The organism is Ectobacillus antri (genome assembly GCF_003852715.1).
Taxonomy (GTDB): domain Bacteria; phylum Bacillota; class Bacilli; order Bacillales; family Bacillaceae_G; genus Ectobacillus; species Ectobacillus antri.
Genome location: NZ_RIAV01000001.1, coordinates 125,321 through 147,818 on the forward strand (window position 1 = coordinate 125,321; position 22,498 = coordinate 147,818).

At 39.1% G+C, this 22,498-nt stretch carries 27 protein-coding genes and 1 riboswitch; of the genes, 16 read left to right on the forward strand and 11 right to left on the reverse strand.

The window, feature by feature from the left end; translation table 11 throughout:
• Position 1 precedes the first annotated feature (1 nt).
• The 6 genes from EEJ45_RS00580 (at position 2) to EEJ45_RS00605 (ending at position 4,706) form a co-directional block, all read left to right on the forward strand.
• Positions 2-1,207 carry a type II secretion system F family protein gene (locus EEJ45_RS00580; protein ID WP_124562837.1) on the forward strand — a complete coding sequence of 402 codons (1,206 nt, stop codon included), beginning with the start codon at positions 2-4 and terminating at the stop codon, positions 1,205-1,207.
• 18 nt (positions 1,208-1,225) lie between these two features.
• On the forward strand, positions 1,226-1,663 hold the full coding sequence (locus EEJ45_RS00585; RefSeq protein WP_124562838.1) for a type IV pilin protein: 438 nt from the start codon (positions 1,226-1,228) through the stop codon (positions 1,661-1,663).
• 92 nt (positions 1,664-1,755) lie between these two features.
• The gene (locus EEJ45_RS00590) at positions 1,756-2,502 is read left to right on the forward strand and encodes a prepilin peptidase (RefSeq protein WP_124562839.1); all 747 of its coding nucleotides are present in this window, start codon (positions 1,756-1,758) and stop codon (positions 2,500-2,502) included.
• 15 nt (positions 2,503-2,517) lie between these two features.
• A complete protein-coding gene (gene pilM, locus EEJ45_RS00595; RefSeq protein ID WP_124562840.1) occupies positions 2,518-3,456 on the forward strand; it encodes a type IV pilus biogenesis protein PilM in 939 nt (312 codons plus the stop codon).
• Between the two features lie 3 nt (positions 3,457-3,459).
• Complete coding sequence (locus EEJ45_RS00600) at positions 3,460-4,032, forward strand: hypothetical protein (protein WP_124562841.1); 573 nt, start codon at positions 3,460-3,462, stop codon at positions 4,030-4,032.
• Positions 4,029-4,706, forward strand: a complete 678-nt coding sequence (locus EEJ45_RS00605) for a hypothetical protein (RefSeq protein WP_124562842.1) — start codon at positions 4,029-4,031, stop codon at positions 4,704-4,706. Before EEJ45_RS00600 ends, EEJ45_RS00605 begins: the two co-directional genes overlap by 4 nt.
• Before the next feature lie 154 nt (positions 4,707-4,860).
• Here EEJ45_RS00605 and EEJ45_RS00610 read toward each other — a convergent pair whose 3' ends face one another.
• The 7 genes from EEJ45_RS00610 to phaQ form a co-directional block, all read right to left on the reverse strand.
• Positions 4,861-5,727, reverse strand: a complete 867-nt coding sequence (locus EEJ45_RS00610; RefSeq protein WP_124562843.1) for a formate/nitrite family transporter — start codon at positions 5,725-5,727, stop codon at positions 4,861-4,863.
• A gap of 128 nt (positions 5,728-5,855) precedes the next feature.
• Positions 5,856-6,605 (reverse strand): TerC family protein, encoded by a 750-nt coding sequence (locus EEJ45_RS00615; protein ID WP_124562844.1) that lies wholly within the window; start codon positions 6,603-6,605, stop codon positions 5,856-5,858.
• A gap of 14 nt (positions 6,606-6,619) precedes the next feature.
• A riboswitch (yybP-ykoY riboswitch) is annotated at positions 6,620-6,785 on the reverse strand.
• A 69-nt stretch (positions 6,786-6,854) separates the two neighbouring features.
• Positions 6,855-8,171, reverse strand: coding sequence for a TrkH family potassium uptake protein (locus EEJ45_RS00620; RefSeq protein WP_124562845.1), 1,317 nt, complete (start codon positions 8,169-8,171; stop codon positions 6,855-6,857).
• Between the two features lie 247 nt (positions 8,172-8,418).
• On the reverse strand, positions 8,419-8,604 hold the full coding sequence (locus tag EEJ45_RS00625; protein ID WP_124562846.1) for an alpha/beta-type small acid-soluble spore protein: 186 nt from the start codon (positions 8,602-8,604) through the stop codon (positions 8,419-8,421).
• Positions 8,605-8,719: 115 nt separating this feature from the next.
• On the reverse strand, positions 8,720-9,163 hold the full coding sequence (locus tag EEJ45_RS00630) for a MaoC family dehydratase (protein WP_124562847.1): 444 nt from the start codon (positions 9,161-9,163) through the stop codon (positions 8,720-8,722).
• A 64-nt stretch (positions 9,164-9,227) separates the two neighbouring features.
• Positions 9,228-9,749 carry a polyhydroxyalkanoic acid inclusion protein PhaP gene (gene phaP, locus EEJ45_RS00635; protein WP_124562848.1) on the reverse strand — a complete coding sequence of 174 codons (522 nt, stop codon included), beginning with the start codon at positions 9,747-9,749 and terminating at the stop codon, positions 9,228-9,230.
• A gap of 99 nt (positions 9,750-9,848) precedes the next feature.
• Entirely contained in the window at positions 9,849-10,277 is a 429-nt protein-coding gene (gene phaQ / locus EEJ45_RS00640) for a poly-beta-hydroxybutyrate-responsive repressor (protein WP_342769329.1), read from the reverse strand.
• Positions 10,278-10,479: 202 nt separating this feature from the next.
• Here phaQ and phaR point away from each other — a divergent pair, with 202 nt between their 5' ends.
• From phaR to phaC, 3 genes are read left to right on the forward strand one after another with little or no spacing between them, the layout of a single operon-like run.
• Complete coding sequence (gene phaR / locus EEJ45_RS00645) at positions 10,480-10,911, forward strand: polyhydroxyalkanoic acid synthase subunit PhaR (protein WP_124562850.1); 432 nt, start codon at positions 10,480-10,482, stop codon at positions 10,909-10,911.
• A gap of 40 nt (positions 10,912-10,951) precedes the next feature.
• On the forward strand, positions 10,952-11,695 hold the full coding sequence (phbB, locus tag EEJ45_RS00650) for an acetoacetyl-CoA reductase (RefSeq protein WP_124562851.1): 744 nt from the start codon (positions 10,952-10,954) through the stop codon (positions 11,693-11,695).
• A gap of 50 nt (positions 11,696-11,745) precedes the next feature.
• The gene (phaC, locus tag EEJ45_RS00655) at positions 11,746-12,831 is read left to right on the forward strand and encodes a class III poly(R)-hydroxyalkanoic acid synthase subunit PhaC (RefSeq protein ID WP_124562852.1); all 1,086 of its coding nucleotides are present in this window, start codon (positions 11,746-11,748) and stop codon (positions 12,829-12,831) included.
• Positions 12,832-12,856: 25 nt separating this feature from the next.
• Here phaC and EEJ45_RS00660 read toward each other — a convergent pair whose 3' ends face one another.
• The gene (locus EEJ45_RS00660) at positions 12,857-13,192 is read right to left on the reverse strand and encodes a DUF3905 domain-containing protein (RefSeq protein ID WP_124562853.1); all 336 of its coding nucleotides are present in this window, start codon (positions 13,190-13,192) and stop codon (positions 12,857-12,859) included.
• A gap of 140 nt (positions 13,193-13,332) precedes the next feature.
• Here EEJ45_RS00660 and EEJ45_RS18235 point away from each other — a divergent pair, with 140 nt between their 5' ends.
• A complete protein-coding gene (locus EEJ45_RS18235) occupies positions 13,333-13,485 on the forward strand; it encodes a hypothetical protein (protein WP_164464156.1) in 153 nt (50 codons plus the stop codon).
• 19 nt (positions 13,486-13,504) lie between these two features.
• On the opposite strand, the gene EEJ45_RS00665 is transcribed toward EEJ45_RS18235, so the two are convergent.
• Entirely contained in the window at positions 13,505-15,259 is a 1,755-nt protein-coding gene (locus tag EEJ45_RS00665) for a B12-binding domain-containing radical SAM protein (protein WP_124562854.1), read from the reverse strand.
• A 166-nt stretch (positions 15,260-15,425) separates the two neighbouring features.
• On the opposite strand from EEJ45_RS00665, the gene EEJ45_RS18810 reads away from it, so the two are divergent.
• The 3 genes from EEJ45_RS18810 (at position 15,426) to cbpA (ending at position 17,091) form a co-directional block, all read left to right on the forward strand.
• Positions 15,426-15,548: a hypothetical protein gene (locus EEJ45_RS18810; protein WP_278018320.1), complete on the forward strand. Its 123-nt coding sequence runs from the start codon at positions 15,426-15,428 to the stop codon at positions 15,546-15,548.
• Positions 15,549-15,708: 160 nt separating this feature from the next.
• Positions 15,709-16,323, forward strand: coding sequence for a class II aldolase/adducin family protein (locus EEJ45_RS00670; RefSeq protein ID WP_124562855.1), 615 nt, complete (start codon positions 15,709-15,711; stop codon positions 16,321-16,323).
• A 144-nt stretch (positions 16,324-16,467) separates the two neighbouring features.
• Positions 16,468-17,091 carry a cyclic di-AMP binding protein CbpA gene (gene cbpA / locus EEJ45_RS00675; RefSeq protein WP_124562856.1) on the forward strand — a complete coding sequence of 208 codons (624 nt, stop codon included), beginning with the start codon at positions 16,468-16,470 and terminating at the stop codon, positions 17,089-17,091.
• Here cbpA and EEJ45_RS00680 read toward each other — a convergent pair.
• The gene (locus tag EEJ45_RS00680; RefSeq protein WP_124562857.1) at positions 17,088-17,843 is read right to left on the reverse strand and encodes a divergent polysaccharide deacetylase family protein; all 756 of its coding nucleotides are present in this window, start codon (positions 17,841-17,843) and stop codon (positions 17,088-17,090) included. The two genes, cbpA and EEJ45_RS00680, sit on opposite strands and share 4 nt — an antisense overlap.
• Before the next feature lie 281 nt (positions 17,844-18,124).
• Here EEJ45_RS00680 and EEJ45_RS00685 point away from each other — a divergent pair, with 281 nt between their 5' ends.
• Positions 18,125-18,412 (forward strand): aspartyl-phosphate phosphatase Spo0E family protein, encoded by a 288-nt coding sequence (locus EEJ45_RS00685; RefSeq protein WP_245999788.1) that lies wholly within the window; start codon positions 18,125-18,127, stop codon positions 18,410-18,412.
• Positions 18,413-18,471: 59 nt separating this feature from the next.
• Here EEJ45_RS00685 and EEJ45_RS00690 read toward each other — a convergent pair whose 3' ends face one another.
• The gene (locus EEJ45_RS00690; protein ID WP_124562858.1) at positions 18,472-19,968 is read right to left on the reverse strand and encodes an ATP-binding protein; all 1,497 of its coding nucleotides are present in this window, start codon (positions 19,966-19,968) and stop codon (positions 18,472-18,474) included.
• A gap of 247 nt (positions 19,969-20,215) precedes the next feature.
• Between EEJ45_RS00690 and EEJ45_RS00695 the strand changes: the two genes are divergently transcribed.
• Both EEJ45_RS00695 and EEJ45_RS00700 read left to right on the forward strand, forming a co-directional pair.
• Positions 20,216-20,665 (forward strand): MarR family winged helix-turn-helix transcriptional regulator, encoded by a 450-nt coding sequence (locus EEJ45_RS00695; RefSeq protein ID WP_124562859.1) that lies wholly within the window; start codon positions 20,216-20,218, stop codon positions 20,663-20,665.
• A 71-nt stretch (positions 20,666-20,736) separates the two neighbouring features.
• Positions 20,737-22,431 (forward strand): M3 family oligoendopeptidase, encoded by a 1,695-nt coding sequence (locus EEJ45_RS00700; protein WP_124562860.1) that lies wholly within the window; start codon positions 20,737-20,739, stop codon positions 22,429-22,431.
• Positions 22,432-22,498 lie beyond the last annotated feature (67 nt).

The window sequence follows — 22,498 nt, forward strand, 5'->3', positions numbered from 1 at the left end:
TATGCCACAGTTTCAATATGTTGTACGCACAAAAACAGGTAAAAGGCAAACGGGGAAGATATCTGCAGTTTCTAAGCGCGATGCGTATGACCGGCTCAGAGAACGAAAACTTCGCGTGCTAGAAGTTAAAGAAGTACCAGAAACGCTGTTAAACAAGGAGATTGCGATTGGGAATCCATTAAAGTTGAAAGATTTTGTGATCTATTTACGACAGTTTGCAACGCTATTAAGAGCAGGGATAACGGTTGTAGACGCAACGCGGATTTTAAGTGGCCAAACAGAAAGTAAAACACTGGCTCGTACGCTACAAGCGATTGAAGACGAACTACGTTCAGGACGAGCGTTGTCGGAAGCATACAATATGCATAAACGTTTGTTTGCCCCAATGTTCATCAGCATGGTGCGAGCAGGCGAAGCGACCGGAAAGTTAGATGAGTCGCTAGAAAGCATGGCGAATTATTATGAAAAACAGCTACGGACGCGTCAAAAAATCAAATCTGCTTTGTCTTATCCTATTGCGGTTGGGCTCATTTCTATGATTGTTGTTATTTTTCTATTGGTTAAGGTTGTACCAACGTTCGTTGAGATGTTTGAGGAAAATAATACTGAGCTGCCTCTACTTACAAAACTGGTATTGCAATCGAGCGACTTTATGCAACAATATTGGTGGATATTGATTTTTATGATTATTACCCTATATATAAATTTTTCGTTAATTGTCCACTACAAATCTAGTAAATATTATTACGATTATGCTATAATGAGAACACCCATAATAGGAAAATTAATTCAAAAAAGTGTTATAGCGCGCATGACACGAACGTTGAGTTCACTTGTAACAAGTGCAGTTCCTATTTTACAGGCAATATCAATCACAGAAGAAGTCGTCAATAATGAAGTTGTCTCTCGAGCGCTTCGCAAGTCGCGGGAATCCTTACAAAATGGAAGCACGCTTTCAGAGCCACTCAAGCAGAGCTGGGTCTTTCCGCCCTTGGTCACAAGTATGATTGCCATTGGAGAACAAACTGGTTCTCTAGACTATATGCTTATCAAAGTGGCAGATTTTTACGAAGCGGAAGTGGAAAGTGCAGCAGACGGCTTTAAAGCTCTTATTGAACCCGTTATGGTCGTGTTTTTATCAGGTGCAGTTGGTGTCATTGTATTAGCTATCATGGTGCCATTATTTAAACTATATAATTCAATGTAAAGAAAAGGAGATACATATATGTTGAAAAAAGTTCTTAAAAACGAAAGAGGTTTAACGCTAGTTGAATTACTTGCGGTAATCGTAATCTTGGGTATCGTAGCGGCAATCGCGATTCCGAGCATTGGCAGTATCATTCAAAAATCTAAAGAAGATGCATATAAAGCGGATGCTATTCAGGTTCTAAATGCTGCTAAAACATATGTTGCAAGCAATGGAATTCCAGATGGAAACTCTATTACAAAACAGTTGTTAGATCCTTTTGTCAGTGATGTAGATCTACCAGACGGATATACTGTTGCTGTTACTGATGATGGTAAAGTATTTGAATTAACAGCTGCAGCAAAAAAAGTAGGTACTGCTACAATTACTTTCACTGGTGCTACAACATCTGAAATTGATGCGGATAAAGAAAAAGGTACGAGAACAATTGGAGTACAAAAGGAAGAACAAGAATAACTATTTTATTGATGGGTATGAAAAGGAACAACAAGTTCCCTTTCTCATACCCTTTCTTTATATCATAAAACAAAAAGACAGGAGGACACGCGTTGATTGGGTTATATGTGTATGTGTTCGTTGTCGGTCTGGTGCTTGGGTCGTTTTACAATGTTGTCGGGATGCGGGTACCGGTGGGAAAGTCAATTGTCAGTCCACGCTCGGCTTGTACGAGGTGTGGGTATACACTGAGGTGGAGAGAGCTTGTGCCGGTATTGTCATACTTCTGGCAAAAGGGCAAATGCCGCGGATGCGGCGGAAAAATTTCACCGATCTATGCGGTCTTTGAGTTGTTAACAGGCGTATTGTTTATCTATGCGTTTTATGCAATTGGTTGGGACGCGGAGGTGTTCATCGCATGGGCACTCATTTCCTTACTGATAATAATTGTCGTCTCGGATTTATCATATATGTTAATACCGAATAAGATCGTATTGGTATTTTTAGTTGTATTTATAGGCTTATTGCCGCTTTCTCAATTGATGTGGTGGGAGCACCTGCTTGGCGCAGCGCTAGGGTTTGGTTTGTTATTTGCAATTGCCGTTATTAGCAAGGGCGGTATGGGTGGCGGCGATGTGAAACTGTTTGGACTACTGGGGTTAGTGCTAGGACCTAAGATGGTGCTGCTTGCTTTTATGCTTTCTGCGTTTTATGGGACGGTGTTTGGATTAATCGGATTGTGGACAGGTCATGTACAGCGCGGCAAGCCGATGCCGTTCGGTCCGTTTATTATGCTTGGAACGCTTACGGCGTATTTTGTTGGTACGCAATTGCTAGAATATTATTTTTTATTATTTTAAAAGCGGTGGGGACAGATGAAATTTTTATTACCGACAAAAAAAACAATTGGTTTAGAAATAAAAGATTATGTAATCCGCTATGCAGACAGCAAAAAAGGCCTTGCTGCGCCCCTCGTTGATGAAGTGTATTTGCCAAAGGGCATTATTGAGCAGGGTGTCATTGTCGATCCGCAGGCATTTGAAGTTATTTTGCGAAATTGTGTAAATAAGTGGGGACTGAAGAATAAACTTGTGCATTTTTTGGTTCCCGATTCGTACGTTGTTGTACGAAAGCAATGGATTCCAAGTGATGTAACCGATGAAGAGATTCGTGGCTATATCTTTTTTGAACTAGGGCGAACGATTCATTTGCCGTTTGACCAACCAACAATTGATTATGTGGTACTTGGTGAAAAAGAAGATAAACGTGAAATATTATTGTTTGCAGCACCGGAAGATGTAGTCGTAAGCTATGCGGAAATGCTCAAGCGCGTTAAGGTAAAGCCTATTTCTGCAGACCTTTCTTCTCTTGCATTTTTCTCATTGTATCGTTACATGCAACAAGTGACGAAAGAAGAAGAGATGTTACTTGTTAAGTTAGATTTATTTGATGCCAATTTAACAATCTTTCAAGATGGTGCACCTGTGTTCATGCAAACACAAAATGTGATGGTAGAAGGTGCGATCGAAGTGGCAGATGAAGGGGTTTTTGTACATGACCGTACGGCAATTATGCTTCAGATAGATGAACTCTTAGAGGAAATCGACCGGATTTTGCATTTTTATCAATATTCGTTTGGACAAGGTTCACGTGAAATTCAAAAAATTATGTTAATTGGTGATCACCCGCTTCGACAGGAATTGCAAAGTATCATAGAGAGTCGCTTTTCCTTTCCCGTTGAGCATCTAGACATTACCGACGAGTTATCACCTAAATATTATCCTGCTCTCGGCTTGTCTTTAAAGGGAGTGTAATGTATGAGTATCAATGTTAACTTATTGCCAAAACAAGAAAAAGAAACGTCATTTAAGTGGGTGCTTTTATTGGCGCTTGTGGTAATGATTGGATTGATAAGCTGGATGTATATGACGGTGACGAACCTTACAAAAGAGCGCGATATCAAGCAAAAGCAGCTCCTTGTTGTAAGAGCACAAACCGAGAAGAATGAGCAAAATGTGCCGGTACAACAAGCAGTTTCCATCAAGTCTTTTGTTGATGAATTAGAAACAACAAAATTACCAACTGTACCTTTATTAAAGCGCCTGACATCGTTGTTACCAGGGAGAGGCGTTTATGAAAGCTTCTCCTATAAAGAACCAAGTATAATCGTTCTAGATATCCGTTTTGATGAAAAACAAGATGCAGCTTTTTACTATAGTCGCTTACAAAGGGAGAAGTGGGTTAAACATGTAAAGCTTACAAAATTAAATGCCATCGAGCTACAGGACGAAGAAGGAATGGTGCAGGGGATGCCACGCTATGTAGCAAATTTTGAAATTGAACTACAGTCTGAGCAATTGAAATTGTTAAAGCAGGAGGGTAACTCATGAACGCCTCCAAACGTCAAATCAGTATTGCAGTAGCACTACTGTTATTAAGTGGTCTTGTATGTTTGTATATCTATTTTGCAGTTGTAAAGGAATTGCAATTAGAGATTGAGCAAGCGAAGCAAGAGATAAAAGTGGAGAACACGTTGCAAGCAAAGAGAAAACAAAAGTCAAAGACGGTGGCAGCTAATGAAGGCAATACACAGTTTATGCTGCAAAAGTTGCCAACTAGACCTTTGCTTGATCAGTATATTTTAGATTTAACTAATGCTGAAAGTATATCAGGTGTTGTCATACAAAGTACGGTTATCCAAGAGGGGGTAGGGGCCTCGGTTTCGGCAGAAGGAACGAAGGAAGGTAAGATAACAGAAGCACAGCTGAAGCCAATACCTGTTGTATTGAATGTAGAAGTGAAGTATACCGCATACGAACAACTGCAATCCTTTATTGATACTGTGGAAAATATGGCACGCATCACACATATACAGGGCATTGATTTTAAAGGGCGTGAGGAGATCGTCTCTGCTGATATGATGCAGGAGCCTTATAAGTGTACCGTAACACTTGCAACGTATTATGTACCTGCTAAAGAGTTAGATCAGGATGTATCGCAGTTTGAATTACCGGCGCTTTGCAAAGACCGAAATAATCCGCTTGAGCCGCAAGTATGTAAGTAAAAAGAGGCTGACTAAAAGAAGATAATGCTCCTTGAGTCAAGATGAAAAATAGACCATTACTGAAAACCCAGTAAAATCAAGGGTTTTAGTGATGGTCTATTTTTCATACTTCGTTTAAATTTCGTGAAAAAGAGGCTTTTGGGTCAATTCCTCTTTATGCTTCTGCTGTTTGTAATTCCACTTCTTCTATTTCTTTCACTTGTTCCTCTTTTGTTGCCTTTGACATGTTGAAGTATTGATATACCATACCAACAAAAACAGAGCCGCCGACAATATTGCCAAGTGTAACAGGAACCAAGTTGTGCAGTGCACCTGCTAACGTTACTGTATCAGGATGTGTGTGAATAAGAGATAGAGAGAAAATGGCCAAGTTAGCAATGCTGTGCTCGTAACCTGAGATAAAGAATGCAAAGACAATGAGCATCATCATGGCAATTTTTGCCCCATCTCCTTTTACACGAGTAGGTAAGAAGCAAGCCAAGCAAACGAGCCAGTTACACAAAATACCTTTAAAAAACAAATGCATGGTTGTTGCGTTCATTTTTGTATCAGCTACTTTGTTGAGGAGATGAGATTCTGTAATCGTTTCAAAAAGACCAGTTGCATAAAAGAGACTTGCAAAAAATACAGCACCTATTAAGTTACCAGCGTAACAAGCAACCCAGTTACGAAGGGTATCCATTACTGTTGTTTTCTTTTGCATGGTAGCAACTGTAAAGTACATCGTATTTCCTGTAAACAACTCAGCTCCGCCATACACAATGATTACAAGTGCAATGCCGAAAGCCACTGCGGCTGACATATAAGTTGCAGGAGAATCGACTACGCGGAAAAACTCACCGAGCCTGAAGGAGACAACCACGACAAATCCTATATAAATACCGGCCAAAATTGCACGAAGCATATATTCGGTCGGGTTCGTATCCAACATTTTTTTCTTTTTCACCGCTAATCCAGCTAAATAATCTACACCTTGTTCCATAAGGAGCACCTCTATCAATAAATGTGAATTTCTTAACATACCTTAAGATACATCTCTTTCCACACTCTTTCAATACTCTTTTATGTTTGTCACAGAATGTTCACATTTGTATATTGAAAATGCTTACATGATTAATATATAATGTAAAAATTGAAAAAGCGCTGTAGCTACAGCGCTTTTTCTGTTTCTTGTTTTGGTTTTGAAAAAAACCAACCACCAATTGCGATGCAAAGAAGCACACCCCAGAAAACAGCTTTCCAAGCAAGAGATTTTGGAAAATCATAAGGCAGAACACTTAAAGAAGGGTGAGACAATGTGTAAACAGCTAGTTTCACGCCTACCCAGCCAACGATGAGAAATGCGGCACTCTCAAGCCCTGGTCGTTTTTGGAGTAAGGCAACGAAATAGTTAGCGGCAAAGCGCATGATAATAAGTCCGATTACGCCACCTGCTAAAATAACTAGAAATTGTCCCGTATTTAAACCGCCAATTGTCCCGCTTCCGAGTTTCGGCAATGTTACGGCAAGTGCCACCGCTGCCAAAATAGAATCTACAGCAAAAGCAATATCTGCCAATTCTACTTTAAGCACTGTTAACCAAAAGCCGTCTGTACGTTCTTTTTGTTCCTTGACTACTTTTTTCTTCGTAAAATGCGATACAGCAATAAATATTAAATACAGCGCGCCAATCGCTTGCACTTGCCATACATCGACAAGAAACGAAATGAGAAACAGTGATCCGAAGCGAAAAATGAATGCACCAGCTAAGCCGTAAAATAAAGCTTTCTTACGTTGATCTTCTGGTAAATGCTTTACCATTATGGCGAGCACAAGTGCGTTATCAGCTGCTAAAATACCCTCTAGTGCAATCAGAATTAGCAATACCCACCCATACTCCAACAAAATTGCAAAATCCATTAACCATTCTCCTCTCATTTTGGCAGGAGGTCACAAAAAAGACCTCTGCCACCTTAGTGTTGGCAAAGGTCTTGCTAGACATGTTGGTAAATGTCAACAAAGCCGATGGAAAAATCCATGTAATGACGACTTTGTTACAGAAAGCTTAGCTTTCTGCCGCTACTCCCCTTTGGAGTTATTTTCTTATCACTATTTTATGAAGGAAGGATGGTTCTGTCAACAATTTATATGAGATAAATATCTTATTTTTCAACCTGTTAAGATATCTTCAGAAGGATGCTTAATTTTAACGGGTTTGGATTTCGAAATTGTAAAAGCCAGCGTTAAAGGACCAATTTTTCCTGCGAACATCATGAAGGAGATAATCAACTTCCCCATTACAGTTAAGTTAAAGGTGAGGCCCATTGTAAGACCTACTGTCCCAAATGCTGAACATATTTCAAAAATAATGAGTAAAGTAGGAGCCTTTTCAGTAATGGTCAGCGCAATAATTCCTAAAAAAATTAAACCAACCGCAACCATCGTGATAGATAACGCTTTAATAATAGTGCTGTCTCTAATAGATTTTTTAAATACAGAAACTTCCTGTTGCTCTCGTATGAATTTAATAACCCCAAGAATCATAATCAGAAATGTGGTGAGCTTAATACCGCCACCTGTTGAAGCACTACCTGCTCCAATAATCATAAGCACACACATAAATAAAATAGTTGAATCGGAGAGCTTAGCGATATCAAGTGTGTTAAAGCCGGCTGTTCTAGTCGTGATAGCCTGGAAATAAGCGCTCATTGTTTTGTCAAAAAAAGATAAGCCACTCATAGCTGCCCCGTTGTACTCTAAGAGTAAAATGAGCACTGTAGCAACCATATTGATAATTAATGTGGAAACCAGCATTAATTTAGAATGAAGGGTAAGTCTCTGGAAATTGCGTTTTTTCCATATATCAATTACAACTGTAAAGCCCAGACCACCAATAATAATAAGAGCTGTAATGACCATGTTTACAAGTGGACTGTGTACATGGCGCATTAAATTATCGGGCCAGATTGAGAAACCAGCATTGTTATACGCAGAAATGGCATGAAAGAAGCTAAAGTACGTCCCTTTTTGCCAACCATAGCGCGGTACCCATTCCAAACACAGCAACACGAACGCAACAAATTCAACCAATAAAGAAAAAATTAGAAGAGCCTTTGCGAGACGAATGACACCACCAATATTGATTTGATTTAAGGCCTGTTGTAACAAAATGCGATTGTGAAGACCAATTTTTTTACCCAGCATAATAAAAATAATGATTGCAAATGTCATCATACCGAGACCGCCAACTTGAATAAGTGTTAAAATCACGAGTTGACCGAACAGCGTAAAATGTGTGCCTGTATCTACTACGCCAAGGCCGGTTACGGTAAAAGCCGAGATGCAAGTGAATAAGGCATCCACCCAAGCTAACGGCTTTGTTGTGGCAAATGGTAACTTTAGTAAAAGAGTGCCCATGCCAGCCAAAACAATAAAGGCTAATGTTAAAAAGCGGGGCGGACTCATATGTACGTTTGCTTTCTTCATAGAAGCCTCCTATGACTATCTCATGGTGATATGCTTTGCTTGATTATCCCTATGCTCCTTATAGTATGTAACGATACGTGGCACTATATCCTTAAAATCAGGACAAGCAATATTTGTTTGTTGTAAGTCCGCAGTGGTTTGGTCACATCGATAAATAGAAAACAACATTTTTTATAAGTTGAAAAACTATATAAATTTTATATACGAAAAACGGGCGGAAAATCCGCCCGTAGCCATAGTTATAAAATTAACCGCGCAATTGACTTTGTGCCATCGCGACAAGACGTTTTGTTACTTCTCCGCCAACAGAGCCGTTGGAACGAGCTGCTGTATCAGAGCCAAGATTTACACCAAATTCACTTGCAATTTCATATTTGAATTGATCAAGCGCCTGTTCAACACCTGGTACTAATAATTTATTTGTACGTGCCATGTTTGTTTCTCCTTTATGTTATGCATTCCAGCGCTAGGCTGGTACTACTAGCATACGAACAATACATAACATGCATACGCGGAAGTATCAGGCGAACATGTCAGTTGTTGGATATCTATGTTAATTTCATTACAACTGCTGTACCGGTCACCACCACTTTCTCAAATTGATTATATACATTGGTGGTAAGTGTAATCATTTTTTTATCGTCGCGCTTTTCTGTTACTTCTGCAACGATACGAATGGTGTCATTAATTTTGACCGGTGCTCGAAATGATACTTGCTGTGATAGGTAAATGGTGTTTTTACCAGGCAATTGGGTGCCAAGAACGGTTGAAATATAGCTTGCAATTAACATGCCATGCGCAATGCGTTCTTTAAACATAGTGTGCTTTGCAAAATCCTCCAATAAATGTACAGGATTTACATCACCTGTTAGTGCTGCGTACGCTTCAATATCTTCATGAGTAATGGTTTTGACAAGTAAGGCCTGCTCGCCAATTGTGATATCGGCATAGGGACGCTCAGAAACGTGGGCCGCCTGTTCAAAAATGTTCATGTGTTCCTCCTTTTTATATAGCGAAAGCGCGCTGAGGACGGAATGAAGCGGATGATATGCACTGTTAAAGAGAAGGGAGAAATTGTTTTGCGCCTTCTTGTGTTTTTCTTAAAAGCTCAAGTTGCATAGTTTTCAGCTCATTCATAAACTGATTCATCTGTTTTTGAGCCTCTTCGCGTTGTGAATGTTGTTGAGAGAGCACTTGTTTAAAAGCCTCCTCAAGCTGTCCTGCTGTTTGAGCAAGAGCGTTTAGTGAAACCTTAGCAGGAGAAACTGAAGTTTGCTGCATTTGCTGTGATACTTCGTTCCATTTTTTCTGCCATTCTTCAATTTGTGAGGAAAATTGACCAGCGGCAAATTGCTTCATATATTCTGCATATTGCGCACCCGCTTGCATTGTATGTTGCTTCATTTCTTGCTCCATTGCTTCAAGTCCCTGTACCATTTTCTGCAAAGATTCTTGTTGGTGCTTCATCGCTTCAAGTGTGAACTGCTCCATTTGCTTTGCTGTTGATGCTAGTGACGTAAGAGAATGCGACCAATTATTCCAAAAAGCTTCTACCAGTTCATAAGATTTGTTTTCCATTATTATACAGCCTCCTATTAAGTAATATGCTTACAAAGGTGAAAAGCAGGTTTCTATGGAGCTGAGCGAGCCGCTTCCGCTTTTCTATTGTCAATGCAGTTATTCTGCAGAGTGACTTGGTTTGGTTGTTTGTGTTGTTTTATTTGAGTCTTGGATGTTAGTAAACGGAAAGAATGCGTTTGTGTACATGTTGAAGAAGGTGCCGAGCATTTTCTGGTAGTGTGCGAAGGAGCCTGCGCATGCAGAAAGGTATTGTTCGCCATATTCTGTGATGGAGTAGATTCGTTTGGCTGGTCCACCTTCACTTGTGTCCCATGTAGAAGAGATTAGGTTTTCTTTTTCAAGCTTTCGAAGTGTGCGATACACATTACCTTGATCGATAGTAGAAAAGCCCATGTCAATTAGCGTTTGAATGAGCCTGTAACCATGCATGTTCCAATCTTTTAAGCAAAGCAGTACAAAGGGTACAAGAAAGTTCTTCGGCGCGTGTGAGCCGCTGTCATCTGTCATTTTGTGTTCATCTGTCATTTTGTGTTCATCTGTCATTTTAACCACCTCATCTTACATAAAGGTACGTATTTCTTATAGGTGTAATTTACACTTATATGTTTTCTGTGTCAATAAAAAGTTAAGAAAATACAAAAAAATCAAAATATACTTGATATGAAGGGTGGAATATCGGAAAATAAAAAATAGAAAGAATTTTTGTTATACATAAAGGGGTGGGAGAATGATGGATCAAAAGTTTGACCCAATGAAGGCTTGGAAGGATGCTTATGATCAAACGGAAAAGTATTGGGGTAAGACGTTGAATGAAACGCTTAAAACAGAAGAGTATTCCGCTTGGATGGGTAGTGTGTTGGATATGAACTTGTTTTATCAGAAAATGATTAACGATGTAACCAAAGGGTATCTTGAGAAAATGAATGTACCTACACAAGAAGATATTGCTCGTGTTGCATCTTTAATTGTAAATTTGGAAAACAAAGTGGATCGCATTGAAGAATTTTTGGAAGATAAAATGGATGGTTTAGAACAGTCTTCCACATCCAAACGAGATATGACAAAGCTCAAGAGTGATCTCCGTATACTTGAAAACAAAGTGGACAAAATTTTGAATTATTTAGAAAAAGCAAATCAACCGGAAGAGTCGAAGCGTTAAGCTTTTGATTCTATAGATATCTTTGTGAGGAGGAGTAGGCATGGTTCAATTACAGGGCAAAGTAGCGATTGTAACAGGCGGAGCAAAAGGAATCGGAGAAGCGATTACCACGGCTCTTGCAAAAGAAGGTGTAAAAGTAGTTATTAATTACAACAGCAGTCAGGATGCAGCACAAGCTTTGGTGAACAAACTTGTTTCAGAAGGGTGCGAGGCGTACGCAGTACAAGCGGATGTTTCAAAACTTGAAGAGGCTCGTACATTAATTGATGAAGCGGTAAAGCGTTTTGGTCAAGTTGATATTGTAATCAACAATGCGGGCATTACAAGAGATCGTACATTCAAGAAATTAAGCCGTGAAGATTGGGACCGCGTTATTGATGTAAATCTCAGCAGTCTTTATAACACGACAAGTGCAGTTCTGCCTTACATTACTGAATCGGAAGCTGGGCGCATCATTAACATTTCTTCCATTATCGGTCAATCTGGTGGATTTGGACAAACCAACTATGCTGCAGCAAAAGCAGGTATGGTTGGTTTTACAAAATCACTTGCGCTTGAGCTGGCTCGTACGAATGTAACAGTAAATGCAATTTGCCCAGGTTTTATCGATACGGAAATGGTGGCCGAGGTACCAGAGGCAGTGCGTGAGCAAATCGTTGCAAAAATACCGAAAAAGCGCTTTGGTGCACCTGAGGAGATTGCAAAAGGTGTGCTATATCTATGTCGTGATGGTGCCTATGTAACAGGACAACAGTTGAACATCAATGGTGGCTTGTATATGTAATACATAAGAAGAGGTGCATTTGCACTTCTTTTTTCAAAGGGGGATAAAAAATGCCGACATTATTGGAAGAATGGGAAAAGCAATTGGAATTATATCCTGCAGAGTATAAGCAGGCATATAAACGCTTAAAACGTGCAGGTGACGTATTATGGCGTGATTCGGAGCCACAGGTAGGGTTAACACCGAAACAAGTCATTTGGACCAAAAACAAGTCAAAGTTATACCGGTATATTCCAAAGAACGAGAAAACGCATCGTGTACCACTATTATTGGTTTATGCATTAATCAATAAGCCGTATATCATGGATTTAACACCGGGCAATAGCTTGGTTGAATATCTAGTGGATCGGGGGTTTGATGTATATTTGCTGGATTGGGGTACATTTGGTCCGGAAGATCACACGCTGCAATTTGATGATTTTGTAATGGATTATATTGCAAAAGCGGTAAAAAAGGTGCTTCGGACATCAGGAGCAAGTGAAATCTCCATACTTGGCTATTGTATGGGAGGAACACTGACATCTATTTACGCGGCGCTGCATCCGAACATGCCGATTCGAAATCTTATTTTTATGACAAGCCCCTTTGACTTTTCCGATACGGGCTTATATGGACCGCTTTTAGATGAGAAGTATTTTAATCTAGATAAAGCAGTTGACACATACGGCAATATCCCACCGGAAATGATTGATTTTGGCAATAAGATGCTAAAGCCAATTACGAACTTCGCAGGACCGTATATCTCTTTATTAGACCGTTCTGACAATCAACGCTTTGTAGAGAGCTGGAAACTGGTACAAAAATGGGTAGCGGATGGTATTCCATTTCCAGGTGAGTCCTACAGACAATGGATTCGTGACTTTTACCAGCAAAATAAGCTTGTTAAAGGTGAACTGGAAATACGGGGGCAAAAGGTGCGCTTAGAAAACATTAAAGCGAGCGTACTGAATATTTCTGCCGACCGCGATCATATTGCCATGCCATGCCAGGTACAAGCATTACACGAGCATATCTCCAGCAAGGATGCTGAGTATGTTTGCTTGCCAACTGGTCATATGTCTGTTGTATACGGTGGTACGGCACTTAAGAAAACATATCCAACAATTGGTGATTGGCTTTTAAAACGATCTAAGTAAACAGCCTGCTTTTGCAGGCTGTTTTTTATTCCATAATACCGTATTGCGGATGCATAAATAATTCAGGACCGTTATCAACACGCTTTTCTTCAAGCAATTTCTGATTTTCCTCAGAAGTCCAGCCGATGTCATTAGTGGGATGAATCCATTCTTCACCTGCCATTATGGCAGGATCTATTTCGTCACTCCAATTGTTTAAAGGACTATTAGCGGAATTGTACAGGCTGTCTCCGATTATTACACCATACTCATTCACAAACGGTTCTTCCATTGTAATACCCGTTCCTTTAAACGAGGGAAAGTTCATTTGATGTGGAATAGTTTCATCTAAAATAGGAGAGGGTACTTGTTCTTTTTTCATTACAATTCGCTCCTTGTCTGTATGCAAAGTATTGCATGTCGTGTTTCAGAAAGTGCAAGTGTTTGCCAGCTTTTTCTTTTCATCATTTTTATTATTCCACACATACTAAAAACCAAATCATTTTATAGGGGGATATTATTATGGCAAAACGTAAAGTAGCATATCAACCAGCAACCAATCATAATAAAACACCAAAAGAAAGCCTACCGGATGCAGAATTTGCGGTGGAATATGCAAATGAAAATGTAAACAAATATGCAAATCGCAATTCTAAAAAGGGAACGAAGCAGTAAAAAGCTGAGGCGCATCGCCTCAGCTTTTTACTGCTTCGTTCATACCATATAGTTCACATTCCTGTGTTTTAGGATTAAAGTATGCAGCAACAACAGAAGGTGTTTGTACAATATTGCCACTATGCATGAATGTTTCAAAATCAAAGCATATCGGCTCCACAATCATATGCTTGTTTGCCTCTTTCTCAGACAACCCTAGAGATGCAAAGGAATCTCCAAAGCGAGCAGGTTGCTCTGCAATCATACGGTATAATTCTGTTAACTCTTGCTTAGATAGACGCTCATCCCACCAAGGTTTACGAGGACGATGCTTATGATGACGCAAATAGTCAAGTTTCATTAAGTCCTTAATAATTGGCGTTTGCGGCACTTCCATTTCGTCTAGGAATTGATAGAGGCGTTTAAATAAATCTTCCAGTTGATGTCCAATACGCGCCCAACCTTGTTCATCCCAGTAGCTACCAAAGTCTTGGAAAAAGTCGAACGGTGTTGCGAACACTTCATTAACTAAATATTCTAACGTGTAATCCATTCTGTGGGCATTCCAGTACTTCTCCAGCACATCCTCAACTTGTTTGATACGAATAATATCAGAAAACGGTAGAATGTTATTTCCTAGTATTTCATATGGTGCACGATCCATATATACATAGTCATGGTCTTTTGCACGTAAACGCAAGCCAGTACCGCGCAGCATTTTTAAAAAGCCAAGCTGCAACTCTTCAGGACGCATCGCAAATACATCGTTAAAGGTCTTTTTAAAGGAATTATAATCTTCTTCTGGAAGGCCAGCAATTAAATCTAAGTGCTGGTCAATTTTCCCTCCATCTTTTACCATTGTGACTGTACGAGACAGTTTTTCAAAGTTTTGACGACGCATAACCAGCTCGTTTGTTCGGTCATTTGTTGATTGTACACCAATCTCAAAGCGGAATAGACCTGCTGGAGCATTGTCATTTAAGAACTGAATCACCTCTGGGCGCATAATATCCGCTGTGATTTCAAATTGAAACACAGTACCAGGCACATGTTCATCAATTAAGAACTGAAACATATCCATTGCATAGCTACGACTAATGTTAAACGTACGATCCACAAATTTAATGACCCGGGCACCATTTGCCATTAAATAGCGAATATCATCTTTAATACGCTCACGGTCAAAATAGCGTACACCTACTTCAATAGAAGATAAACAAAATTGACAGCTAAATGGACAGCCGCGACTTGTTTCAATATACGTGATGCGTTTGCCAAGGTGCGGGATATCTTCCGGAAAGCGATACGGAGATGGAAGTTCGTTTAACTTCAGCTTTTCGCGCTGGGGTTTCATAATAAATTTGCCATCCTGTAAAAAAGCGATGCCATCTAGCGTTTCGTATTGCTTGGCACCTTGTATCTCAAGCAATAAGTTTTTAACAGCAGCTTCTCCTTCACCGATAATAATGAAATCAAGCTCTGGAACACGCTCTAGCCACTCTTTTACATCGTAGGAAACCTCAGGACCGCCTGCAAACAAGATTAGGTCAGGATTAATTTTTTTTAGCATTTTTATGACTTGTATTGTTTCTTCAATGTTCCAAATATAACAGCTAAAACCAATTACATCAGGATTTCGTCTGTATAAGTCTGTTACGATATTCATAGCAGGATCTTTAATTGTATATTCCGCCATCTCTATATCGAATTCGGGTGCGGCATAGGCTTTAATATACCGGATCGCCAAATTGGTATGAATGTATTTTGCATTCAAAGTACTCATGATTACGTTCATTTTATCAACCTCGACTCTAATTTTAGTCATAACTTCTAGTATAGGCACTTCAAAACAAAAATACAATGGAAATTGTACATACACAACTTTTTGTACACTTTTCCAAACCTACATCATATAATTTACTAAGAGAAAAAAAGTTGACTGAAGGAAAGAAGGGGTGAGAATGAACCAGCGCACACAATTCAAGCTTGCTTTGTATACAAGTGTACTACAGAAGTTACAAATTATTAGTAAGGGAGAAAAGCAGGATATTGTTACAAATAATGTGTCGAAGCCAGCTCATTGAAAGCTGGCTTCGACACATTATTTTTTTAGGAAATAAATGTCTTTCTGGGTAGAAACATTATTGACAAAATAGCGCTATATATGTGATAATTCAATTAAATTTTAAGAATTATCAAAAAATTAAACGTTTATATAAACAAACATTATGCGGAGGTGAAAGTATGTTGTTTTTTTTAAGAACGTGGAAAGATTTGAGTGAAATTAAAACAGAGTTAGCACTTCGAGATTGGTTTTACGGGACGAAAATTAGTTTATCCATGCGGGCGTCTAATGAGCCTGTAACGTTTATTATCAACGCAGAAGGTAAAGATAAAGGACTCTATAATGAAGAAGATTTTGTGGTTGTAAACGCGGCGTGTGAGCCTGTATTTGAAGGTACGCCGGCTGAAGAATCTTGTTTGCATGCAGCAGTATATAAAAATACAAGTGCAGGATGTGTATTGCAAGTACAAACGGTAGATTGTCATCTTGTTTCGGAGATTTACGGTGAGCAAAAAGAAGTAACGTTTGAACAAAAAAATGTAGCACGTGTATTTGGAAGAGACGGTATTGAATCATTAAAAATACCAATTGTAGAACATGAACAAGCATTTCTTGCTTTATTAGAAGAACAGCCCCATCCTGATCGTGGTGCTGTACTTGTAGAAAACTACGGTTTGGTTGTATGGGCGAAGAAGCCGCATGAAACAAAGAAGTGGCTGGAAGGGTTAGAATATTTGATGAACTATCATGTGAAACTCTTGATGATAAAAGGAGCAAGAAGCTCCGTAATCTAATCCGAAAAGCACTCCTTGGGATTTTCCTGAAGAGTGTTTTTGCCTGTAGCGTGACGCAGTAAATTTTTTGTAAGCGCTTTAAATAAACATAAATCTGCGTTTCTCTTACTATACATGTTACATGTGTAGAAAGGAGGGAGTGTGATGCGTGTTAAGTATCACTTTATCCCGAAGAAACAAGTTGTATCCAGTTGTATATCTAATACGGTAGAGAGCACGTTAGAGCTCATGAACCAAAGTGGGTACCGTTGCATTCCTACTCTAGATGAGAGTAAAAAATCATTTTTGGGATTGATTTATAAGGTGGATTTGTTGGAATTTCTGTACAATGGTGGTGACCATGAGAATACAATTGTGTCTCTTGTAGAAGATGCGGAGGCTTTTGTATTTGAACGAGACTCTTTTTTTCGTGCTTTTTATACCATTCGTCGTTTGCCGTTTCTAGGGGTATTAGATGATCATCATGAGTTTTTAGGAATTTTAACACATGCAAATATATTTGATGTACTCGAGGATTCATTTGGAATGAACACGGGTGGCTATACGTTAACAATTGCCACCCATGAAAATAAAGGTACGATTAAAGAGCTTGGCAGTGTATTGCGGAACTATAATATCGGGGGGCTACTGACGCTTGATAACGGCGATAAATATGTCAGGCGCTTAATCGTCAATATTACTGATGAGTTATCCACAACAGAACTGGAAAAACTGATTACAAAGCTTGAGAAGAAAGATTTCCGCGTGAGTCGCGTAGATAAAATTTAGTGTGATAGACTTGGACGTACTAAATCAGAAACGAAAACAAAGCGGGTGTTTTGTTGTAGCTTTGGTATATAAGAGGAGATAACAGAAGCTGTAATCTCACCGGGAGGGCCCACGTGACCAATGGCAATCATGACGGGCTCTTTTTGTGTTTTTTCAAGTAATAGGTTTGCTTGCTTGGTAATATGTGCATGTGTGTATACATCATCAAAAAACAGTTTATTTTCAACTGTTGGTACATCTAGCTCATCAGCTATTTTTTTTACAACGCTTTTGGGATTGGTTTTGCTGTCGAGGTAAAATAAACCATGCGCTTTACACGTTGCAAGTACGATGCGCATAACTCGTTCATTTGCGGTTGCCTTTGAACCCATATGGTTATTCATTCCGATTGCATGCGGTACGTCAGCAATAGCCATTTCGACGCGCTTTTGAATTTCTGCATCACTTAAATCAGTCGTAATTGCATTTGGACCAAGCCAGCTTTTTTTTCCTTTTAAGGGCTCCATTGGTAAATGTATAATCACTTGATAACCATTTTTAAAAGCAGCCTCTGCATCTGCTTTTGTAGATGGCAAAAATGGCATCACAGCAGCAGTCAGTGGAATGGGCAGGGAAAACATTTTGTTCGTCCCCTTCATATTGTTGCCAAAGTCGTCAATTACAATGGCTAATTTGTGATGAGTTGCCGCTGAGATGTGAAGTGGGAAACAAAATAAGCTACATGATAAAGCGAGATAATAGAATGCTTTCATTTATAGTCCTCCTTCCGCGTAGTACTTAGTTTTGGCGTTTTTTGACGAATATACTCATGTTGTTGTCGAATGTGAGAGGTCTAATCTTTTGTTGGGGCAGATAGAATCAAGGTTTGTTCGAAAATTGCAGAAAACACAAATGAAAAAAATGTCTTTTATTGCGAATGTATTTACAAAGATAGAATAATTTGTAATAATTCTGATGGTAAGGTTAATAATTTGTAAATTTACTGAATAATACAGTACATACATACATGAGTTTGATAATATGGATGAGGGGAATGAGGGACAAAGTCATGTTTGCCGCAAGACGAAAGCACAAAATGGACAAGCTGTTACTGGAAATTAAGATGAAACAGGAAAGAATGATTCAAATTGGATTATCAAAGGGATTTAATAACCCTGAAACCATTGAAGCGAGTCAAAGTTTAGATGTGCTGATTTTGCAATATCAAATTCATAAAGAGAAATTAGATAAGTCTTGGGATATAAGGGATTCATTTTTGCGTATAAGGGACCAGTTTTCAAAAGCTTCTATTCAGTCATTGCTTGCGAGTTTGTTACGTTAACAGTACGCGTCATGCGCTTTTTATAGAAGTAAAAGAAGCCGCTCCAATGAGCGGCTTCTTTATATTTCTGTATATAGAGGAAGACTTATGGTCACCTGTGTTCCTTTATCTTGACTGCTTGTAATGGAGATATCTCCATTGTACATATCGACAATTCGTTTACATACAACAAGCCCGAGTCCGGTTCCAGTTGCTTTACTCGTAAAAAACGGATCAAATATTTTTTGTTGTACTTCCTCAGGAATACCAGTTCCTGTATCAGTAATGCGCAGTTGTGCAAAACGACCCTCTGGTTTGACCTCAATTAAGAGTGAATCATGTGTTTTCATCGCTTCAAAGGCATTTTTTGTGATGTTTAAAATGACTTGTTTAATTTGATCTTTTGAGCAACGAATAAGAACTGGATGATTTCCGAGTACTGTTGAGAAGTAGACACTATGCAAATTTGCCTCGGATTGAATAATGAGCGAAACTTCACTCACGATATGACGCAAATCATAAATTTGTTGCGCGATGGCAGTTGGTTTTCCTAAAATCAAAAATTCGCTTACAATTTCATTAATTCGTTCAATTTCTTTTTGAATTACAGAAAAATACATTTGGTCTTGTTCACCGGTGTATTTTTCACTCAGCAACGCCACCAATCCTTTAATTCCTGTTAGGGGATTACGAATTTCATGGGCGGTACTCGCAGCTAAAGTTCCTATCAGCTCAAGTTTTTGTGCTTCATTTTCACGCCTTTCTTTTTGAGTTTGACGTTTTAATAGAGCATATTTCAGGAGTAAAAATAAGACGTTCGTTAAAAAGAGTACGAATAATCCCTCAGCAAGAAGTTGCTGATACAGTGCAGTCTTATTAATAGGTAATGGGTAAACAGAAACATACCACGGTGCTTTGTCAAGTGCTATGGTTACCTTGCGAATCCCCTCTGTTGAATAATCATCCTTATCTTTTAGAAAGACCCGATATTGTAAATCGGATACTTCAAAGTGATATTCCGGTTTTAATGTTGTAAGCATGTCGCTGGCATAATCTAATCGAAGGCTTGCCATTACGATACCGGTTGTTTGTATTTTTTTGTCAATAACAGGCGTAGCAGCGACAATGACATTTTTCCCACCCATACGACCATTCATTGGAGGAGATAAAACCGTTTTTTGTGTTTTTAATGCTTCTTGGATATATGGACGGTCAGATACGTCTGCAGTTTTTGTAATTGGATGAGAAGCGAGATAAATAACGCCATCTGTTTGTGCATAGTAGAAGCCTGAAAAGCGCGCATCTCGTTTGTCCACACTATTTAGAATTTCTTGAATTTGTTCAGAGTCATTGTTCGTTCGGTTCACTACCATTGCCAAGGTTTCCAAAGCAGAAATGGCTTCACCGATAAATCGGTCGAGGTTATCTTTGTATAAATCCGCAATAATCCGTGCTTCTCGTTTATTTTTTTTCTCCATATTGGATTGATGGTATATAAATAGAAAAGTGCAACAAGCTGTCGTAGGTAATACGACGAGCAGTGCATAAGATAGAATCGTTTTTAAAATAGCATTCACAAGCTGTTCTCCTTTGTTCCAAATAGACTTAACAGACTTGGGGAAGTCTTTGTAAAAGCCACAGGTATAAAATAAAGACATGAAAAGATATATCCTATTTAGGAGTTAATAAATGTTATCTTTAGTATATAAAACTTTTTATAAAAAACATAATGATTTCCAGTTAAAGATATAAAAATATATTGACAATTTCCAATTGTTTCCGTTATTATACTTTTATTTCAAGATATTTAAAGGGTGAGATGAAATGAGCAAGTATCAAAAAGAAGAGATTTCTCTTTCACTAAAGGTGTTTATCGGTCTTTCGCGTGTACATCGTGCATTGATGGATATCTCTAATAAATCTGCGCAAGAAAATGAGTTAAATCCGACTGAATTTGCAGTGCTAGAATTGTTATATCACAAGGGCAGTCAGCCATTGCAACAAATTGGTGAAAAGATTTTAATTGCTAGCGGCAGTATTACCTATGTTGTGGATAAGTTAGAAAAGAAGGGATTGGTGCTTCGCCGTCCATGTACATATGATAGACGTGTTATCTTTGCGGACTTAACAACAAAAGGGACGAAACTGATGGAAACCGTATTTCCCATTCATGAAGTCAAGTTACACGAATCACTGGCTATGCTTACAGCGGCGGAAAAAGAACAATTGCTGCAACTGCTGAAAAAGGTCGGAAAGTATTATTCGCGAAGGTAATTAAAAAACAGGAATTTATAGATGAGCATGGAATAAAAAGAGAGATATCTATAATAGGAGAGTGAGTAGAGATGGGGTTTCAACACTATACATATGTAAGACCTAATATGAAAGAAGTAGAAGCTCGTTTTACAGAAGCGCTGATTCAGTTTGAAAAAGCAACCTCCGCTAAGCAACAGGAGCAAGCAATGGAGCAAATTAATGCGGTGCGTAATGATTATCATACAATGGCAAACTTATGCTATGTCAGACATACAATTGATACAAATGATGAGTTCTATAAAGCTGAGCAAGAGTTCTTTGACGAAACAATGCCGGTAGTGAAGGGATTTGTCTCAAAATACTATCAGGCGCTTGTTGAATCTTCGTATCGTGCGGAATTAGAACAATTATATGGGAGCCAACTGTTTGCACTTGCTTCCTGTGAACTGCAGACGTACTCTGATGAAGTACTAGCGGACTTACAGTTAGAGAACAAGTTGTCTTCGCAATATACAAAGCTGATGGCTTCCGCTAAAATCGAATTTGAAGGCGATGAGCGTACGCTGTCGCAGCTTGTACCGTTTACGCAGCATCAAGATCGTGATGTTCGTCGCAGTGCCAACGAGGCCTATTATGGCTTTTTGGCTGAGCATGAAGAGGAGTTGGATGAAATTTACGACAAGCTGGTGAAAGTGCGTACAGAAATTGCAAAAAAGCTTGGATTTACAAATTTTGTTGAGCTTGGTTATGCGCGCATGTTCCGTACGGATTATAATGCTGAGATGGTGGCTTCGTATCGTAAACAAGTATTAGATCATATCGTGCCGCTGGCGACCAAATTACGCGAGCGTCAACAACAGCGTATTGGTGTGGATAAGCTGAAATTTTATGATGAAGGCTTTGAGTTTCCATCTGGTAATCCAGTTCCAAAAGGAAATGCTGAATGGATTGTTGCAAATGGCAAGCAAATGTATAAAGAACTATCTCCGGAAACCGATGCGTTCTTTACATTCATGCTAGAAAATAATTTAATGGATCTGGTTGCGAAAAAGGGAAAAGCAGGCGGCGGTTATTGTACATTTATTGAAAATTACAAAGCGCCATATATTTTCTCTAATTTTAATGGTACATCGGGCGACATTGATGTACTAACACATGAAGCAGGTCATGCGTTTCAAGTATATGAAAGCCGTAATTTTGTGGTACCTGAGTATAACTGGCCAACATATGAAGCGTGTGAAATTCATTCAATGAGCATGGAATTCTTCACTTGGCCATGGATGGAACTGTTCTTTAAAGAAGATACAGAGAAATATTATTTCTCACACTTGAGCTCCGCCCTGTTGTTTTTACCGTACGGAGTGAGCGTGGATGAGTTCCAGCACTTTGTCTATGAAAACCCAGATGCAACGCCGCAAGAGAGAAAAGCGGCATGGCGCGAAATTGAGAAGAAATACTTGCCGCATCGTGACTATGATGGACAAGCTTTTCTAGAGAAGGGTGGTTTCTGGCAACGCCAAGGTCATATCTATAATTCGCCATTTTATTATATTGACTATACACTTGCACAAATTTGTGCGTTTCAGTTCTGGAAGCGTTCGCGTGAAAATAGGGAAGAAGCTTGGGCAGATTATGTGACGTTATGTCGTCAAGGCGGTAGCAAGTCCTTCCTTGAGCTTGTGGAAGTAGCTGGCGTAACATCTCCATTTGCTCCTGGGTGTGTTGAATCTGTGGTCGAAGAGATTCAAGCATGGCTTGATAGCGTGGATGACACAAAGATGTAAAAGGAATTTTCTGATAATTTTATCGACTTTATGAGTTGTTCATGGGATAATAAGGAAGAAAGCTTCC

Coding starts and splice junctions, on each gene's coding strand:
- cbpA (WP_124562856.1), top strand. CDS start 16,468: ATGCGTGTTAAGTATCACTTTATCCCGAAGAAACAAGTTGTATCCAGT.
- EEJ45_RS00630 (WP_124562847.1), bottom strand. CDS start 9,163: ATGAACATTTTTGAACAGGCGGCCCACGTTTCTGAGCGTCCCTATGCC.
- EEJ45_RS00670 (WP_124562855.1), top strand. CDS start 15,709: ATGTTGTTTTTTTTAAGAACGTGGAAAGATTTGAGTGAAATTAAAACA.
- EEJ45_RS00685 (WP_245999788.1), top strand. CDS start 18,125: ATGAGGGACAAAGTCATGTTTGCCGCAAGACGAAAGCACAAAATGGAC.
- EEJ45_RS00695 (WP_124562859.1), top strand. CDS start 20,216: ATGAGCAAGTATCAAAAAGAAGAGATTTCTCTTTCACTAAAGGTGTTT.
- EEJ45_RS00605 (WP_124562842.1), top strand. CDS start 4,029: ATGAACGCCTCCAAACGTCAAATCAGTATTGCAGTAGCACTACTGTTA.
- EEJ45_RS00700 (WP_124562860.1), top strand. CDS start 20,737: ATGGGGTTTCAACACTATACATATGTAAGACCTAATATGAAAGAAGTA.
- EEJ45_RS00585 (WP_124562838.1), top strand. CDS start 1,226: ATGTTGAAAAAAGTTCTTAAAAACGAAAGAGGTTTAACGCTAGTTGAA.
- phbB (WP_124562851.1), top strand. CDS start 10,952: ATGGTTCAATTACAGGGCAAAGTAGCGATTGTAACAGGCGGAGCAAAA.
- EEJ45_RS18810 (WP_278018320.1), top strand. CDS start 15,426: ATGAACCAGCGCACACAATTCAAGCTTGCTTTGTATACAAGTGTACTA.
- EEJ45_RS00615 (WP_124562844.1), bottom strand. CDS start 6,605: ATGGATTTTGCAATTTTGTTGGAGTATGGGTGGGTATTGCTAATTCTG.
- EEJ45_RS18235 (WP_164464156.1), top strand. CDS start 13,333: ATGGCAAAACGTAAAGTAGCATATCAACCAGCAACCAATCATAATAAA.
- EEJ45_RS00610 (WP_124562843.1), bottom strand. CDS start 5,727: ATGTTAAGAAATTCACATTTATTGATAGAGGTGCTCCTTATGGAACAA.
- phaC (WP_124562852.1), top strand. CDS start 11,746: ATGCCGACATTATTGGAAGAATGGGAAAAGCAATTGGAATTATATCCT.
- EEJ45_RS00660 (WP_124562853.1), bottom strand. CDS start 13,192: ATGAAAAAAGAACAAGTACCCTCTCCTATTTTAGATGAAACTATTCCA.
- EEJ45_RS00665 (WP_124562854.1), bottom strand. CDS start 15,259: ATGAACGTAATCATGAGTACTTTGAATGCAAAATACATTCATACCAAT.
- EEJ45_RS00680 (WP_124562857.1), bottom strand. CDS start 17,843: ATGAAAGCATTCTATTATCTCGCTTTATCATGTAGCTTATTTTGTTTC.
- EEJ45_RS00620 (WP_124562845.1), bottom strand. CDS start 8,171: ATGAAGAAAGCAAACGTACATATGAGTCCGCCCCGCTTTTTAACATTA.
- phaQ (WP_342769329.1), bottom strand. CDS start 10,277: ATGACAGATGAACACAAAATGACAGATGACAGCGGCTCACACGCGCCG.
- EEJ45_RS00580 (WP_124562837.1), top strand. CDS start 2: ATGCCACAGTTTCAATATGTTGTACGCACAAAAACAGGTAAAAGGCAA.
- phaR (WP_124562850.1), top strand. CDS start 10,480: ATGATGGATCAAAAGTTTGACCCAATGAAGGCTTGGAAGGATGCTTAT.
- EEJ45_RS00600 (WP_124562841.1), top strand. CDS start 3,460: ATGAGTATCAATGTTAACTTATTGCCAAAACAAGAAAAAGAAACGTCA.
- phaP (WP_124562848.1), bottom strand. CDS start 9,749: ATGGAAAACAAATCTTATGAACTGGTAGAAGCTTTTTGGAATAATTGG.
- EEJ45_RS00625 (WP_124562846.1), bottom strand. CDS start 8,604: ATGGCACGTACAAATAAATTATTAGTACCAGGTGTTGAACAGGCGCTT.
- pilM (WP_124562840.1), top strand. CDS start 2,518: ATGAAATTTTTATTACCGACAAAAAAAACAATTGGTTTAGAAATAAAA.